Origin of the sequence: Janthinobacterium glycogeni, assembly GCF_051380725.1 — a bacterium.
GTDB lineage: Bacteria > Pseudomonadota > Gammaproteobacteria > Burkholderiales > Burkholderiaceae_D > Janthinobacterium.
In genome coordinates this window covers 131,813-147,919 of the sequence record NZ_JBNYXP010000008.1, presented here as the reverse complement: position 1 = coordinate 147,919, position 16,107 = coordinate 131,813, and the positions used below count along the sequence as shown (strand labels likewise).

Genomic DNA, 16,107 nt, shown 5'->3' with positions numbered 1-16,107 from the left:
ACCACACCCGCCACCATAGCAAATATGGAAAATCCCACTTTTACATGAATAAAAAACCAGCTCCCATGATTTTTTGACGCAAAAATGCCAAGAATCGGACTCTGCTGCGAACTATCGAACTGCCCAAAAATGGGGCAAACGAGCGTTGCAGGCAGTCCCATTCAAGCCAGCATCTGGCCAATCCGGTGCCATACGCCATCGGGCACGTAGAGCAGCAAGCCCGTCATGGTCAGGTAGCGCGCGCACTTGCCGACGGCCATGTAAGCCACGCTGGGCCAGAACGGCAGCTTGAGCCAGCCGGCCAGGGTGCACAGGGGGTCGCCCACGATGGGCAGCCAGGCCAGCAGCATGGTCTTGGCGCCATAGCGGGCCAGCCAGCGGAACCAGCGCGTGTCGCGTTCCTTCGCGAACGCCTGCTTGGCCCGGTAGCCGAGCCAGTAGTCGACGATGCCGCCCAGGGTATTGCCCAGGGTGGCGACGCCGATGGCGGCCCAGAACAGCGCGGGATTGGCCTTGATGACGGCAAACACGGCCGGCTCAGAGCCGAGCGGCAACAAGGTGGCGGAAATAAAGCTGATCAGAAAGACCGATGTCAGCCCGACTTCCGGTGCTGCGATCAGCTGCAGCAGCCAGGCGATTGCGGATTCGATCATGGAACACTTCGCGATGCGGTAAGGCTCTCCATTATAATGAAGAGCAGCCTGGGCGCCGCACACAACGCGCCGGCCGGCAAAGGCAGACCCGCCCGCAGTTCCACAGAGCATTATTGTCGCCAGGCTATCCGCCGCGGCGCCGCCGCTATCGACAGACACGCTCCAGACCCTTTCTGGCCCAGAATCACTTGCTTGCAGACTATGAACATCGACTACCTCAAGAAAATCCTGACCGCCCGCGTCTATGACGTCGCCACCGAAACGCCTCTGGAACTGGCCCCTGCCCTGTCGCAGCGCCTGAACAACCAGATTTACTTCAAGCGCGAAGACATGCAAAGCGTGTTCAGCTTCAAGATTCGCGGCGCCTACAACAAGATGTCCAAGCTCAGCGAAGCGGAACGCAAGCGCGGCGTGATTTGCGCCTCGGCCGGCAACCATGCCCAGGGCGTGGCCCTGTCTGCCGCGCGCATGGGCTGCCGCGCCGTCATCGTCATGCCGACCACCACGCCGCTGGTGAAAGTCGAGGCGGTCAAGGGACGCGGCGGCGTGAACGTGGAGGTGGTGCTGCACGGCGAGTCGTACACGGATGCCTACAACCATGCGCTGACCCTGGAAAAGGAACAGAAGCTGACCTTCGTGCACCCGTTCGACGACCCGGACGTGATCGCCGGCCAGGGCACGATCGGCATGGAAATCCTGCGCCAGCACGCCGGCCCCATCCACGCCATCTTCGCCCCCATTGGCGGCGGCGGCCTGATCGCCGGCATTGCCGCCTACGTGAAACAGATTCGTCCCGATATCAAGATCATCGGCGTGCAAAGCGTCGATTCGAACGCCATGGCCCGCTCGCTGAAGGCGGGCGAGCGCGTGACCCTGAACGACGTGGGCCTGTTTGCCGACGGCACGGCCGTGCGCCTGGCCGGCGAGGAAACCTTCCGCCTGGTGCAGGCGTATGTCGATGAAATCATCACGGTCGACACGGACGCTATCTGCGCCGCCATCAAGGATGTGTTTACGGATACGCGCAGTATTCTGGAGCCGTCCGGCGCGCTGGCCATCGCCGGCGCCAAGGCCTATGTGGAACGGGCCAGCCTGACCAAGCACCCCGTCAACAATGAAACCCTGGTCACCATCGCCAGCGGCGCCAACATGAATTTCGACCGTTTGCGTTTTGTGGCGGAACGGGCCGAGCTGGGCGAATTCCGCGAAGCCGTGTTCGCCGTCACCATGCGCGAACAGCGGGGCAGCTTCAAGCGTTTCTGCTCGCTCATCGGCGCGCGCAACGTGACGGAATTTAATTACCGCATCAGCGATGAAAAAGCCGCGCACGTGTTCGTCGGCATCCAGATTGCCGACCGGCATGAGTCCAGCGTGCTGGCGAAGACGTTCGAGGAACATGAATTCAAGACCCTGGACCTGACCCACGACGAACTGGCCAAGTCGCACATCCGCCACCTGGTGGGGGGCAAGAGCCGGCTGGCGCAGGACGAGTTGCTGTACCGCTTCGAATTCCCCGAACGCCCGGGTGCGCTGATGCGCTTCCTCGACAGCATGGCGCCGAACTGGAATATTTCCTTGTGCCATTACCGCAGCCAAGGCGGCGACGTGGGCCGCATCCTGATCGGCCTGCAAGTGCCGCCCGACGAGATGGGAGAATTCGCCCGCTTCCTCGATACTCTGGGGTACCGTTACTGGGATGAGAGCAGCAATCCTGTGTATAAGCTGTTCCTCGGGCAATAACAGGTCAGTCGCTTCGCGATCGGAATGCGTCCCACCGGGGCGCATTCCCCCGACGGGTCTGACCCCGAAATAGGCTACCATGCGTGCTTGACTGAATTCACGCCACACGACCATGACCACCACCAACGACCTCGCCGAACAATCCCCGCTGGGCAAAAGCTCCGCCTACCGCACCGATTACGCGCCGGAACTGCTGTTTCCCATTCCGCGCCAGGGCAAGCGCGACGAGCTGGAATTGCGCGGCACATTACCGTTCTTCGGCCTCGATATCTGGAATGCGTATGAACTGTCGTGGCTGAACCAGCGCGGCAAGCCGCAGGTGGCCATCGCCAAGATCAGCGCGCCGGCCGATTCGCCCAACATCATCGAATCGAAGTCGTTCAAGCTCTATTTAAATTCGTTCAACCAGACCAGGCTGGACAGCCCGCAAGCGCTGCTGGCCCTGCTCAAGCAGGATTTGTCGAACGGTTTTGGCGCGCCCGTGCAAGTGGAACTGACCTTGCAGGAAGATTTCGGCAAGCTGAAAATGGGCGAGTTCGACGGCGTGCTGCTCGACCGCCTGGACCTGGAAATCACGCAATACACGCCCTCGCCGCTGCTGTTGAAGGCGGCGCTCGATGAGGCGCCCGTGGAAGAAAAGCTCGTCTCGCACCTGCTCAAATCGAATTGCCTGGTGACGGGCCAGCCCGACTGGGGCAGCGTGCAGATCGAGTATGCGGGGCCGCAGATCGACCAGGAAAGCCTGTTGCGCTACCTGATCGGTTTTCGCGAACACAATGAGTTCCACGAGCAATGCGTGGAGCGCATCTTTGTTGATATCTTGCGTCAGTGCAAACCGCAAAAACTGTCCGTGTATGCGCGCTATACGCGCCGCGGCGGGCTCGACATCAACCCCTGGCGCAGCAACTTCAGCACGGGAGCGATGCCGGGCAATCTGCGCAACGCGCGCCAGTAATCCCAAGCGACAACCCAAAACCATGCCATCAGGAATGTTGGCTGTGTTTTAAAACAACGTTGCAGTAGTGCCGCAGAGCATGTCAAAGACGCTGAAAAATCGGAAAATCGGCATTCGGCGGCGGAAAAACCGGCGCGCCGCGTGTTTTTAATCAAGAAATAGCCGATACACGCCGATGTTATTTTTTTGCTAAAATGATGACCACATTGGCTGTAGCGCCCACTGCGCCCGCAGCGGGCGTATACTGTTGAGAATTGGCGTTACAGGCCGCGAAAACAGGCCTATAATTCGGCTCGCAAGCCCTCTGCGCATTGCACCATTTCATTGAGTGTCATGACTAATCTTAGCAAAATATTATCCCTCGAAAACGTCCTGCTGGACCTGGAAGTTTCCAGTAAAAAGCGCGCCTTCGAGCAAGCCGGCCTGATCTTCGAAAACAATTACGGCATCGCCCGCTCTACCGTCTCGGACAATCTGTTTGCCCGCGAACGCCTGGGCTCGACTGGGCTGGGTCATGGCGTGGCCGTGCCGCACGGCAGGGTCAAGGGCAGCAAGACCTTGAAATCGCCGCTGGGCGCCTTTGTGCGCCTGGCCGAGCCGATTCCATTCGAGTCGCCCGATGGCAAACCCGTCAATCTGCTGTTTTTCCTGCTGATTCCCGACCATGTCACCCAGCAACATCTGGAAATCCTGTCGGAAATCGCCGAAATGTTTTCCGACGACGCTTTCCGCACGGCCCTGGCCACGGATCCGGAACCGAAATCCGTGCATTCGCGCATCGTCAATTGGCAACCCAGTCTGCAAGCGGCGGGTTAAACTTCAGGTATTCCTCCACTCCTGAAGAAGACTGCCATGTTGCAAACGCCGCTGACGATACAACGCCTGTACGACGATAATCGTGAAAGTCTGCAACTGGGCTGGTTCGCCGGCTTCCCCGGCGGCGAACGCCTGATCTCGGGCGACGTCTCGTCGGCCGCCGACCAGGTAGGCCACTTGAACCTGATCCATCCGGGCCGCATCCAGGTCTTCGGCCACCAGGAAATCAATTACTATCAGCGCCTGAAGGTCAACACGCGCACCCACGTGATCGGCGAGCTGATCGCCGGCGGTCCGCCCGCGCTGATCATCGCGCAAGGGCTGGAAACGCCGCCCGACATCCTCGCCATCTGCGACGAGCAAAACATTCCCCTGTTCTCCACCCCGCTGCCGGCCGCGCAAGTGATCGACTTCCTGCGCGTCTACCTGTCGAAAAAACTGGCGCAGCGCATCATCATGCACGGCGTGTTCATGGACGTGCTGGGCGTGGGCGTGCTGATCACGGGCGATTCGGGTCTGGGCAAGAGCGAGCTGGGCCTGGAGCTGATTTCGCGCAGCCACGGCCTGGTGGCCGACGACGCCGTCGAATTCTCGCGCATCGCGCCCAACATGATCGAAGGCCGCTGCCCTCCCCTGCTGCAAAACCTGCTGGAAGTGCGGGGCCTGGGCTTGCTCGACATCAAGGCCATCTTTGGCGAAACGGCCGTGCGCCGCAAGATGCGTTTGAAACTGATCGTGCACCTGGTGCGCCGCAACGCGCTGGAAGAAGAAGTCGAGCGCCTGCCCTTCCTGTTCCCTACGGAAGACGTACTCGGTCTGCCCGTGCGCAAGGTCGTCATCCCCGTCGCCGCCGGCCGCAACATCGCCGTGCTGCTGGAAGCGGCCGTGCGCAACACGATACTGCAGCTGCGCGGCATCGATACCTTGCAGGAGTTCATGGAGCGGCAACGTTTGGCAATGAGTGGTGACTAATTACCGGGGTCCGACCCGACGGGTCTGACCCCACATTGACGCCCATGGCAACAATTAAACAAGCAATGCTCGAACAATAATTGCAATAATTTGTAAAGATAATTGCCTTGGGAGCAGAGCGCCGATCTTTATTGTATGATCGGTGTATGCATATCGTCCTTATCACCGGAATATCCGGCTCCGGTAAATCCGTCGCGCTCAATGTGCTGGAAGATACCGGCTACTATTGTGTCGACAACCTGCCGCCGGCCTTGCTGCCCAGCCTGGTGCAAACCTTGCTCGACGAAGGCACGCCGCAGCTGGCCGTGGCCGTCGATGCGCGCAGCGCCGAGTCGCTCGTCAGCTTGCCGCACAATGTCGCGCTGCTGCGCGACCAGGGGCACGACGTCAAGGTCATGTTCCTGACAGCCACCACGCATTCGCTGGTAGCGCGCTTCTCGGAAACACGGCGCAGCCATCCGCTGTCCCACGAATTGCGCCCGAACCAGAATCCGGCCAGCCGTCGCACCCTGATCGAGTGCATCTCGGAAGAACGCGAACGTCTGTCGGCCATCGAGCAGCTGGGCCATGTGATCGATACCTCGGAACTGAGCGCCAACAAACTGCGCGCGTGGATCAAGGATATCGTCGCCTCCGAACGCGCGCCGCTGACCCTGTTCTTCGAATCGTTCGCCTTCAAGCTGGGCGTGCCGCTCGATGCCGATTTCGTCTTCGACGTGCGGGCCTTGCCCAATCCCTATTACGACCTGGCCCTGCGCCCGCTCGATGGCCGCGACGCGCCCGTGATCGCCTTCCTCGACGCGCAGCCGAGCGCGCTGGAGCTGCTGGCCGACATCCGCGCCTTCATCGAGAAATGGCTGCCGTCGTTCAAGTCCGACAACCGCAGCTACCTGACGGTGGCCCTCGGCTGCACGGGCGGCCAGCACCGCTCCGTGTACATGGCGGAGCGGCTGGCGCAGTATTTCGGCCCCAAGGAAAGAGTCGTACTGCGCCATCGCGAGCGCTCCTAGTTAATCGAGGTGGCGCAGCGGATGCGCCTGCGCAGGCCAGACGGGCACAAAGAAGCGCGCCACCATGGCCGCGTCGACTTCGTCCAGGCTGGCGGGATTCCAGCGCGGCGCATTGTCCTTGTCGACCACCAGCGCGCGCACGCCCTCGAGCACTTCGCCATGCTCGAAATTGCGGCGCACCACCGTGCGCTCCATGCGCAGGCAATCGGCCACGCCCAGGTGGGCGCCCCGCTGCAGCAATTCCAAAGTCACCGACATCATCAAGGGAGAGCGCAGGCGCATGGCCGCCAGCGCCCTGGCGGCGAATGCGCCATCGTCCTGCGCCAGCGAGGCCATGATGGCCGCCACCGAACCCGCGCTGAAATGGCGGTCCAGCGCCGCGCGCGCCGTGGCCAGGGCAGAAGCGCCCGCCTCGGCCTGAAACGGGGCCGCCAGCGCCTTGATGGCGACCGGCAAGGCCTCGCCCGGCGTCGACTCGAACAGGGCCAGCAGCGCCCCCATCTGCGCCTCGGGCAGGTAGACATCGGCCAGGCCCGTGTACAGGGCGTCGGCCGCGTTGATCGTCAAGCCCGTCAAGCCCAGGTAAAGGCCCAGCTGGCCTGCCAGGCGGGATAAAAAATAACTGCCGCCCACGTCGGGGAACAGGCCGATATTGACTTCCGGCATGGCCATGCGCGTGCGGCCCGTGACGATGCGCAGGCGGTTGCCGGGCCCCGCTTGCGCCACGCCCATGCCGCCGCCCATCACCACGCCATCCATCACAGCGATATACGGTTTCGGATAAAAATGGATCAAATGATTTAAAGCGTATTCTTCCGTAAAGAAATCTTCCAGCAGCGCGCTGCCCCCTTGCGGCGTGGCCAGGCCCGCATCGTAAAAGAAACGGATGTCGCCGCCGGCGCACAGGCCTTTCTCGCTGCTGGAGCGAATGATGACGGCGTCCACCTGCGGATCATCGCGCCAGGCCAGCAAGGCCGCGCTCAGGGCGCGCACCATCTCCAGCGACAGGGAATTCAAGGCTTTTGGACGGTCGAGCACGATGTGGCCCGTGCGGTGGCGGATGGAAATCTGGACGAGGTCGCTCATGGCAGGCAGGAAAGAAGTGAAAGTGCAAACATTCTAGCGCCTGCGCGGGGCACATTGCGTTTCGCTGGACGCAAAAAAGGGCGCAATGTGCGCCCTTAGTTGATCACAACTGCTGGAAGCGGGTGGCCTTAGACGGCGACGACGGCGTCTTCCTCGGAGTTGTCTGGCAGATGCTTGATCGCCTCTTTACCGTGCCCTTGCACTTTGGTTTTGTATTTCATCACTTGCCTATCGAGCTTGTCGATCAGGGTATCGATCGCGGCGTACAGGTCGTGCGCCAGGCTTTCCACATAGACGGTCTTGCCGCTCAAACGCAGGTTGACTTCGGCCTTTTGACGTTTTTCTTTCTCTTTGAGGTTATCCACGGTCAGAATCACGGCGATATCGATGACTTGATCGAAATGACGTTTCACGCGCTCCAGCTTCGTTTGTACGTATTCACGGATGGCTGGTGTCACTTCGAGATGATGTCCGCTGATGGTGAGATTCATACACACTCCTAAAGATGATCGGGTTCGTGCGGTCCATCGACTCCGGCCCGCAGAGGAACCGAAAAAAACTTACAAACACTTACGCAGGCTCACTGGCGGAATTTTTAACGCTTCCCGGTATTTGGCAACAGTACGTCGCGCAATCACCATGCCTTGTTCCCCCAGCATGTCCGCAATCTTACTGTCGGATAAAGGATTTTTAGGGTCTTCTGCTCCTGTCAGTTGCACGATCAATGCCCGTATCGCCGTCGATGACGCTTCGCCCCCCGCTTCGGTGGCGACGTGGCTACCAAAGAAATATTTCAACTCGAACATGCCGTGCGGGGTCAGCATGTACTTTTGAGTTGTTACCCGCGAGATAGTACTCTCGTGTAAACCCAGTGTATCAGCTATTTCACGGAGCACAAGGGGGCGCATGGCAACGGCCCCATGCGAGAAAAAGTTCTTTTGTCTTTCTACTATCGCCTGCGCCACACGCAGGATCGTGTCGAAGCGCTGGCGCATATTCTTGATCAGCCACTTGGCTTCCTGCAACTGTGCGCCCATGGCGCCTTCGCCCTTGCCCTGCTTGAGCAGGTTGGCGTACATGGCGTTCACGCGCAGGCGCGGCATGACGTCGTTGTTCAGGGTCACTTGCCAGCCATTGCGCGCGCGCTTGACGACGACGTCGGGCACCACGTAATCGGACACGTCCGAGGCGAACACGGCGCCCGGATGCGGATTGCACTGGCGAATCACCGTCTGCGCTTCGCGCAAGTCTTCATCGTCGCAGTCGAGGGCTTTTTTCAGCTTGTTGAAATCGCGCTGGGCAAACCAGGCCAGGTGCTTTTCCACGATGACGAGGGCCATGCGCCGCGTCACCATGGCGATGTGCGGCAAGCGCTTGATTTGCAGGGCCAGGCATTCGGATGCATTGCGCGCGCCCACGCCGGGCGGATCGAAACTTTGCAGCAGCGACAAGGCCGTGCGCATCTCGTCGGCATCGATTTCCAGCTCTTCCGGCAGGCGCGCCAGAATGTCGTCGAGCGACTCTTCCAGATAGCCATTATCATCGAGCGCGTCGATGATCAGCTCGACCAGCGCGCGGTCGCGCAATTCAAGCACCGTCACGCGCATCTGCTCCATCAGGTGTTCGCGCAGGGTGCAGTGATGGGCCTCCAGTTGCGGGCGGGAATCTTCGTCGTCGGGCGCCTTGCCCCGGCTCGCTTCGCTCCAGTCGCTGTCGCCGCCATCGGCGGCGGCCGGGCCCTCGCCCGCCTCGCCGTCAAAGGTTTCCACTTCGGCCGGCGCCGCGGGCGCCTCCTGGCCAGGCGGCTGGGGCGGCGCTTCGGCCGGCGCCGCCGTGGAGCTCAAAGCCCCGTCGGACAGCAGGCGCAGCGAACGGTCGAGCGGATCGTCTAGGCGCTCGAGCAAGGGATTGTCCGTCAGCAGTTGCTCGAGTTCCTGGTGCAATTCCAGCGTAGACAATTGCAACAGGCGTATCGATTGCTGCAACTGCGGCGTCAGTGCCAGGTGCTGCGAAGTGCGCAGCTGCAATGATTGTTTCATTGGCTTACATGCGGAAGTGTTCGCCCAGATAGACCCGGCGTACCGACTCGTTCGCGATGATGTCGTCGGGGCGTCCCGACGCCAGTACCGAGCCCTGGTTGATGATGTAGGCACGATCGCAAATACCCAGCGTCTCGCGCACATTATGATCGGTGATCAGCACGCCGATATTGCGCTCCTTCAAGAAGCGCACGATGCGCTGGATCTCGATCACGGCGATCGGATCGACGCCGGCAAACGGTTCGTCGAGCAGCACGAAACGGGGATCGGTGGCCAGGGCACGGGCGATTTCCACGCGGCGGCGCTCGCCGCCCGACAGGGACAGCGCCTGATTCTCGCGCAACTTTTCAATCTGCAAGTCGGCCAGCAGTTTATCCAGGCGTTCCTCGATCTCGGCCTTCTTCAAAGGACGGCCTTCGACGGTCTGGATTTCCAGTACGGCGCGGATATTGTCTTCCACCGTCAGCTTGCGGAACACGGACGCCTCCTGCGGCAGATACGACAGGCCCATCTGCGCGCGGCGGTGGATCGGCAGGCTGGAAATGTCCACGCCGCTGATGTCGATGCTGCCGCCGTCCGACGGCACCAGCCCGACGATCATGTAGAACGAGGTGGTCTTGCCGGCGCCGTTCGGGCCCAGCAGCCCCACCACTTCGCCGCATTCGACTTGCAGCGAGACATCATGCACGACTTGCCGCTTGCCATAGGTTTTTTGCAGTCCGCGAACGATCAGGGTGCTGCCGCAACGGGTATTGTCCATTATTTCGTTCCTGGCGCAGGCGTGGCCGGGGCTTTCTCCGCCGCGGGCGCCTTGGTCTTCGGCTGGATCACCATGCGCACGCTGCCGCCATCGGAGGTGCTGGTGCCGCTGTCGGAATTTTCCATCTTGAATACTTCCTTGCGGCTGTCATACGAGATGAAGGCGCCATTGGCCACGTCGGTCACTTTCGTGCCTTCCAGGCGCGTCAGCTTGGCTTTGGAAAACAGTTTCACCACTTCCGTCTTGTTGTCGTATTCAACACGCTCCGCTTCGCCTTCGACCCACAGGTCGCCGGCGCCATCGCGCTTCTGGCGGAAGGTGGCCAGCTTGCCGGGATCGGCCCAGAAGGTGATGAACTGGTAGCCTTGCGGGTCTTCCGTGATCAGGGCCCGGCCCGCCTTCATGGTCAGCGTGCCCTTGACCAGCACGACGTCGCCCGTCAGGGTACGAATCTGCTTGACGTCATCGACGTGACCGCTACGCGCCGTGATGACGGCTTCCTTCTCGGAATCGGCCTTCTCGGCATGCGCCACGCCCATGAGGGCCAGAGAAAATACGCTCAACAGCAAGATGTTCTTCATAGTATGGTTTCCTTGTTTCATTCTGTCATTTTGCCGCCGCGGCCGGGCGCGGTTTCGGCGGGAGGACCATGCGCAGCGCATTCTGCACTTCCACCACGCCAGTGGCGTTATTGGCCTTCATGCCGATACCATTGATGCGCGAGGCGCCCGTCAGGATATTGACAGGCACGTCCGTTTCCATTCGTTCTTCGTCCGGAAACACCGTCAGCGCTTCCGTCCTGACCGTCAGGTTCTGTGCCTTCGGACTGGCCACGCGGTCGATCACGACCTTGCGGTGCAGTTGCAGCCGGGTATTGTCCTGGTCGATATGCGCCAGTTCCGCATTCATGTTCAACGGCGGCATGCCGGGCGTAAGCTTGCGCACGAAGGGCTGGTCGATATCGGACGAATCGTCGGCCGGATAATGCGTGAGCTTGTTGCCCGATACGATATAGCTGGGCTTACCCGTCAAGTCCATGCGCACCAAGCTGAAATTGGTAATGAAATAGTCGGGCTCATCCAGATGCTTGCTGGCCCTGATGTCCTGGCCATTCTTGTTCATCACTTCAAGCAGCCAAAAGCTGGCCAGCGCGACGACGACCGCGCCCAGCAGGGTAAAAATCATGCGCCAGCGATGGGCGCCTCCTGGCTTACGCATAGGGTTTCACTCTTTCATAGGTCACTGGCGGCAAGGCGCACCTCACTCCAGGAACGGCGCCATGACGCGCGCATAGTTGTCCTGGGCGCGCAGCAGGAATTCGCAGATTTCGCGCACCGCGCCGCGGCCGCCGCCGGCCTGCGTCACATGGTGCGCCAGGCCCTGCGCTTCCGGACGCCCGCCCGGCACGCTGACGGCAAAGCCCACGCGGCGCAGGATGGGCGCATCGATGACGTCGTCGCCGATGTAGCCGCATTGCTCTTCCGTCAAGCCCGTCAGCGCCAGCAGTTCGCGAAACGGCGTCAGCTTGTCGTGACCGCCCTGGTGCACATGGGTAATGCCCAGGTCTTGCGCGCGGCGCGCCGTGATGGCCGAGCGGCGCGCGCTGATGATGGCCGTCTGCACACCCGATTCCTGCAGCAGCTTGATGCCCAGGCCATCATACACATTAAACGTTTTCATCATTTCGCCATCGGGGCCGAAATGCAGGCTGCCGTCGGTGAGCACGCCATCGACGTCAAAGATCATCAGTTTGACCTTGGCTGCGCGTGCCAGATTGTCCGCTACGCTATCCATCAGATCACCTTCGCTTGCGTCAGATCATGGATATGCAGGGCGCCCACCAGCTTGCCGTCGGCATCGACGACCAGCATCTGGTTAATGCGGAACTGTTCCATCACGGCCACGGCATCGACAGCCAGGCGTTCGGGCGCGATGCTGCGCGGCTGCGCATGCATGACGTCGCGGATCGCCACTTGCGTGAAATCCTGCACGCGCTCGAACATGCGGCGCAAGTCGCCATCCGTAAACACGCCCACGGGGCGGTCGTCCGCATCGACGACGGCCGTCATGCCCATGCCCTTCTTCGTCATTTCTTCCAGCGCCTGCAGCAAGGACGCCCCCACGGGCACCTTCGGCACCCGTTCGCCGCTGCGCATGACGTCATGCACGTGCGTCAGCAGGCGACGGCCCAGGGCGCCGCCCGGATGCGAACGGGCGAAATCTTCTTCCTTGAAGCCGCGCAAGTCGAGCAAGGCCACGGCGATCGCGTCGCCCAAGGCCAGGGTGACGGTGGTGCTGGCCGTCGGCGCCAGGTTCAGCGGACAGGCTTCTTTCTCAACAGAAATATCCAGGTGCACATCGGCCAACTGGGCCAGGCTCGAGTTCGGTTTACCCGTCATGGAAATCAGTACGCCGCCCATGCGCTTGACGACGGGCATGATGGCCATCAGTTCGGACGACTCGCCCGAGTAAGAGATGGCAATAAAAGCATCGTCCGAGGTGACCATGCCCAGGTCGCCATGGGCCGCTTCGGCCGGATGCACGAACAGGGCCGGCGTGCCGGTGGAAGCGAGGGTGGCGGCAATCTTGCGCGCGATATGGCCGGACTTGCCGATGCCCGAGACGACGACGCGCCCTTTGCATTGCAGCAACATCGCCACGGCGCGGCCCACGCTGTCGTCCGTGGCCAGGCGCGCGTGCAGCGCATTGATGGCGTCGGACTCGATCTGCAAGGTGGTGCGGGCCAGCGCGACGGCGCGCTCGGTGGTCGCTTGCATGTCAATTCGATCAAAAGCTTTCAGCATTGTTTTTTCATGGGTTACACTCATGCCCAAAGTATAAACGAATTAGGAAAGCAAAAAACTTGCCAGTCACAACAAACAACGATTTCCATTGACCGCACCGGGCAACCCATGTTTTCCTCGCTTGAACTGACCCTGATGTTACTCGGCAGCGCCGTGCTGGGCGTGGTCGCTTTCAGAATGTTGCATTTGCCGCCCATGCTCGGCTACCTGGCCGTCGGCATCGTCATCGGCCCCCATGCGCTGGGCCTGGCGGCGGAAAATGAAGCCAGCCACACCCTGGCCGAGTTCGGCGTCGTCTTCCTGATGTTTTCCATCGGGCTCGAGTTTTCTCTGCCCAAGTTCCTCGCCATGCGGCGCATCGTTTTCGGCCTTGGCATGGCGCAGGTGGTCACCACCATCATCGCCACCGTCGTCTTCGGCTGGTTCGTCGGGCGCTACCTGTCCGCCTACATCCACCTGAGCTGGCAAGCCGCGTTCGCCCTGGGCGGGGCGCTGGCCATGTCCTCGACGGCCATCGTCTCGAAAATGCTCACGGAGCGGCTGGAACTTGAAAGCGAACACGGCCGCAAGATTATCGGCATCCTGCTGTTCCAGGACCTGGCCGTCGTGCCCCTGCTGATCCTGATTCCCGCCCTCACCCGCGATTCGGACAACCTGGCCGAAACCCTGGCCTGGGCCGGCGGCAAGGCCCTGGTCGTGCTGATCCTGCTGCTGTTCCTCGGCCAGAAGATGGTGCGCGGCTGGCTGACCATCGTCGCCAAGCGACGCTCGCAGGAATTGTTCATGCTCAATCTGCTGCTGATCACGCTGGGCGCGGCCTGGATCACGGAGCGGGCGGGACTGTCGCTGGCCCTGGGCGCGTTTGTTGCCGGCATGCTCATTTCCGAAACGGAATTCAAGCACCAGGTGGAAGAGGATATCAAGCCCTTCCGCGACGTGCTGCTGGGCCTGTTCTTCATCACCGTCGGCATGCTGCTCAATATCCGCGTGGTGTTTGAGAACTGGTGGCTCGTCCTGCTGCTGCTGTGCGGCCCCGTGCTGCTGAAATTCGCCCTGATCGCGGGCCTGGCCCGGCTGTTCGGCTCCAGCAACGGCGTGGCCCTGCGCACGGGGCTGGGACTGGCGCAGGCGGGCGAGTTCGGCTTCGTGCTGCTGAATCTGGCCGGCGGCATCAAGCTGATGGACCCGTTCGTCGTGCAGGTGGTGCTGGCCTCGATGGTGCTGTCGATGCTGGTGGCGCCCTTCCTCATCGCCAAGTCCGACGCCATCGTCATGAAACTGGCCGCCAACGACTGGATGATGCAATCGCTGGCGCTGACGAAGATCGCCACGCGCACGATGGCGTCGCAGAAACACGTGCTGATCGCCGGCTTCGGGCGCAGCGGGCAAAGCCTGGCCACCCTGCTGGCGGAAGAAAAGATCGAATACCACGCGCTGGACCTGGACCCGGAACGGGTGCAGGAAGCGCAGCTGGCCGGCGCCCACGTCTCGTATGGCGACGCGGGCCGGCGCGAAAGCCTGGTGGCGGCCGGCATCTACCGGGCCAGCGCCGTGGTGATCACGTATGCCAACACGCCCTCGGCACTGAAGTTATTGCATTTACTCAAAGAAATGGCGCCGACCTTGCCCGTCATCGTGCGCAGCCACGACGATACCGACCTCGACCAGCTGAAGAAGGCAGGTGCGGCCGAAGTAGTGCCGGAATTAATGGAAGGCAGTTTGATGCTCGCTTCGCACGCCTTGATCATGATGGGCGTGCCCCTGCGCCGCGTGGTGCACCGCGTGCAGGCGGCGCGCGAGGAACGCTATGCGTCCCTGCGCGGCTATTTCCACGGCTCCAGCGACGCTGGCGACGATGCGGAGCTGGAACGCCTGCATACGGTCACCGTCAGCGAAGGCGCGCATTGCGTGGACTTGCCCCTGAGTGCGATCGATGTAGCCGGCTGCGGCGCGTTTGTGACGGCCATCCGCCGCGGCCGCGGCAGCCTCGATGTCAGCCCGGAAACGCAGCTGGCCAGCGGCGACGTGGTGGTGCTGCGCGGCACGGCCGACGCCGTGGCCAAGGCCGAAACCTTGCTATTGAAATGATTAGCCGGGCTGCGCCTGCCAGCTGACGACCTTGTTGCGGCCTTCGGCCTTGGCCTGGTACAGGGCCTGATCGGCGTGCGCCACCAGTTGCTGCGCCACCGTTTCGATCGGGAGCAGCGCCGCGTCCGCTTCCAGACTGGCCACGCCGATCGACACGCTGACCCACGCCTGCGCGCTGCCCGGCAAGTCGAACATGGTGCCGGCGATGCTGGCGCGTATACGCTCGGCCACGAAGGTCGCGCTGTCGAGGTCGGCGTCGATCAGCAGCACGACGAATTCTTCGCCGCCGAAGCGGCCCAGCGCATCGGAGCGGCGCAATTCCGTGCGGATGCGCGTAGCCACTTCGCGCAGCACTTCATCGCCGCCCTGGTGCCCATGCTTGTCATTGAACAGCTTGAAATGGTCGATATCGATATACATGCATGAGATGCAATAATTCTGGCGCCGCGCGCGGGCGATTTCTTCCAGCAGGCGGCGGTCGATATAACGCCGGTTGTAGACGCCCGTCAGGGAATCGGTCAAGCCGATGTATTTGAGCATTTCATTGCTGATCACGTTTTCCAGGCAAATGGCGATGATGGACGCCATGTGCTTGATGAAATCCGTGCCCAGCGCGGGCGTAAAGCGCGTCACGTCGCTGCTGGCCAGGTTCAGGCTGCCGATCAGGCGCTTGTTGCGCAACAAGGGCACCAGCGCCACGCTGCGCAGAGATTCGATCTGCGGAAAACGCGGGCCATGCACGGCCGCATCGAAGGCACCGAGCGACGGCGATGGCGGCAAGGCCGCTTCGCCCTCGGCCGCCGGCGCCGGCGAGGTAAACCCCAGCTCCGCCACGGCATGCACGAACAGCAACTGCGGGAAGGCCGTGAAATCGACGCCCAGCTTTTCCATCACCAGCACGATATCGTCATCCTCGTCGAGCAGGCTCAAGGTGACGCCGTCGAGGTCGGAAATCACGGGCAGGGTGCGGAAGATGGTGCCGATCAGTTCGGGAAACGTGGACGCGCTGACGATTTCCAGGTCGAACGCCTGGTGGCGGCACATGATGTCGTGGTTGCGTTCGACCTGTTCCAGCAGAAAAGCCATGCGCGCGCGCAAGGCCTGGTTTTCGGCTTCGAGGCTGGCAATGCGCGGGTCCGGCGGTATTGCTTGATTCATAGAAACCTTAAACCCTTGTGTACGGG

At 61.6% G+C, this 16,107-nt stretch carries 16 protein-coding genes; 6 read left to right on the top strand and 10 right to left on the bottom strand.

The genetic code is table 11. The features are described 5' to 3' along the window. Positions 1 to 161 precede the first annotated feature (161 nt). Entirely contained in the window at positions 162 to 653 is a 492-nt protein-coding gene (locus tag ACQ4W4_RS19515; RefSeq protein ID WP_035824134.1) for a YqaA family protein, read from the bottom strand. A 201-nt stretch (positions 654 to 854) separates the two neighbouring features. Here ACQ4W4_RS19515 and ilvA point away from each other — a divergent pair, with 201 nt between their 5' ends. The 5 genes from ilvA to rapZ all read left to right on the top strand — a co-directional run bounded on the left by ilvA (position 855) and on the right by rapZ (position 6,146). Then, entirely contained in the window at positions 855 to 2,393 is a 1,539-nt protein-coding gene (gene ilvA / locus ACQ4W4_RS19510) for a threonine ammonia-lyase, biosynthetic (RefSeq protein WP_070221646.1), read from the top strand. 112 nt (positions 2,394 to 2,505) lie between these two features. Next, positions 2,506 to 3,348, top strand: a complete 843-nt coding sequence (gene queF / locus ACQ4W4_RS19505) for an NADPH-dependent 7-cyano-7-deazaguanine reductase QueF (protein WP_436543348.1) — start codon at positions 2,506 to 2,508, stop codon at positions 3,346 to 3,348. A 333-nt stretch (positions 3,349 to 3,681) separates the two neighbouring features. Further along, positions 3,682 to 4,164: a PTS sugar transporter subunit IIA gene (locus tag ACQ4W4_RS19500; protein ID WP_034753339.1), complete on the top strand. Its 483-nt coding sequence runs from the start codon at positions 3,682 to 3,684 to the stop codon at positions 4,162 to 4,164. A 36-nt stretch (positions 4,165 to 4,200) separates the two neighbouring features. Beyond that, positions 4,201 to 5,136, top strand: a complete 936-nt coding sequence (gene hprK, locus ACQ4W4_RS19495; RefSeq protein WP_034753337.1) for an HPr(Ser) kinase/phosphatase — start codon at positions 4,201 to 4,203, stop codon at positions 5,134 to 5,136. Positions 5,137 to 5,282: 146 nt separating this feature from the next. Continuing rightward, positions 5,283 to 6,146 carry an RNase adapter RapZ gene (gene rapZ / locus ACQ4W4_RS19490; RefSeq protein WP_070221648.1) on the top strand — a complete coding sequence of 288 codons (864 nt, stop codon included), beginning with the start codon at positions 5,283 to 5,285 and terminating at the stop codon, positions 6,144 to 6,146. Here the strand turns inward: rapZ and ACQ4W4_RS19485 are convergent, their stop codons facing one another. The 8 genes from ACQ4W4_RS19485 to ACQ4W4_RS19450 form a co-directional block, all read right to left on the bottom strand. Beyond that, positions 6,147 to 7,232 (bottom strand): 3-hydroxyisobutyryl-CoA hydrolase, encoded by a 1,086-nt coding sequence (locus ACQ4W4_RS19485; protein ID WP_436543347.1) that lies wholly within the window; start codon positions 7,230 to 7,232, stop codon positions 6,147 to 6,149. A 128-nt stretch (positions 7,233 to 7,360) separates the two neighbouring features. Next, complete coding sequence (gene hpf, locus ACQ4W4_RS19480) at positions 7,361 to 7,723, bottom strand: ribosome hibernation-promoting factor, HPF/YfiA family (protein WP_035824124.1); 363 nt, start codon at positions 7,721 to 7,723, stop codon at positions 7,361 to 7,363. 69 nt (positions 7,724 to 7,792) lie between these two features. Further along, a complete protein-coding gene (locus ACQ4W4_RS19475; protein WP_436543346.1) occupies positions 7,793 to 9,271 on the bottom strand; it encodes an RNA polymerase factor sigma-54 in 1,479 nt (492 codons plus the stop codon). Positions 9,272 to 9,275: 4 nt separating this feature from the next. After that, positions 9,276 to 10,031: an LPS export ABC transporter ATP-binding protein gene (gene lptB / locus ACQ4W4_RS19470; protein WP_034753325.1), complete on the bottom strand. Its 756-nt coding sequence runs from the start codon at positions 10,029 to 10,031 to the stop codon at positions 9,276 to 9,278. Then, entirely contained in the window at positions 10,031 to 10,612 is a 582-nt protein-coding gene (gene lptA / locus ACQ4W4_RS19465) for a lipopolysaccharide transport periplasmic protein LptA (RefSeq protein ID WP_436543345.1), read from the bottom strand. The genes lptB and lptA overlap by 1 nt, the downstream gene beginning before the upstream one ends. Before the next feature lie 25 nt (positions 10,613 to 10,637). Continuing rightward, a complete protein-coding gene (gene lptC / locus ACQ4W4_RS19460) occupies positions 10,638 to 11,249 on the bottom strand; it encodes an LPS export ABC transporter periplasmic protein LptC (protein WP_436543344.1) in 612 nt (203 codons plus the stop codon). A gap of 42 nt (positions 11,250 to 11,291) precedes the next feature. After that, positions 11,292 to 11,825, bottom strand: coding sequence for a KdsC family phosphatase (locus ACQ4W4_RS19455; protein WP_436524188.1), 534 nt, complete (start codon positions 11,823 to 11,825; stop codon positions 11,292 to 11,294). Continuing rightward, positions 11,825 to 12,859 carry a KpsF/GutQ family sugar-phosphate isomerase gene (locus ACQ4W4_RS19450; RefSeq protein WP_436543343.1) on the bottom strand — a complete coding sequence of 345 codons (1,035 nt, stop codon included), beginning with the start codon at positions 12,857 to 12,859 and terminating at the stop codon, positions 11,825 to 11,827. Before ACQ4W4_RS19450 ends, ACQ4W4_RS19455 begins: the two co-directional genes overlap by 1 nt. Before the next feature lie 84 nt (positions 12,860 to 12,943). On the opposite strand from ACQ4W4_RS19450, the gene ACQ4W4_RS19445 reads away from it, so the two are divergent. After that, positions 12,944 to 14,923 carry a cation:proton antiporter domain-containing protein gene (locus ACQ4W4_RS19445; protein WP_436543342.1) on the top strand — a complete coding sequence of 660 codons (1,980 nt, stop codon included), beginning with the start codon at positions 12,944 to 12,946 and terminating at the stop codon, positions 14,921 to 14,923. Here ACQ4W4_RS19445 and ACQ4W4_RS19440 read toward each other — a convergent pair whose 3' ends face one another. Beyond that, complete coding sequence (locus tag ACQ4W4_RS19440; RefSeq protein WP_436543341.1) at positions 14,924 to 16,081, bottom strand: GGDEF domain-containing protein; 1,158 nt, start codon at positions 16,079 to 16,081, stop codon at positions 14,924 to 14,926. Positions 16,082 to 16,107 lie beyond the last annotated feature (26 nt).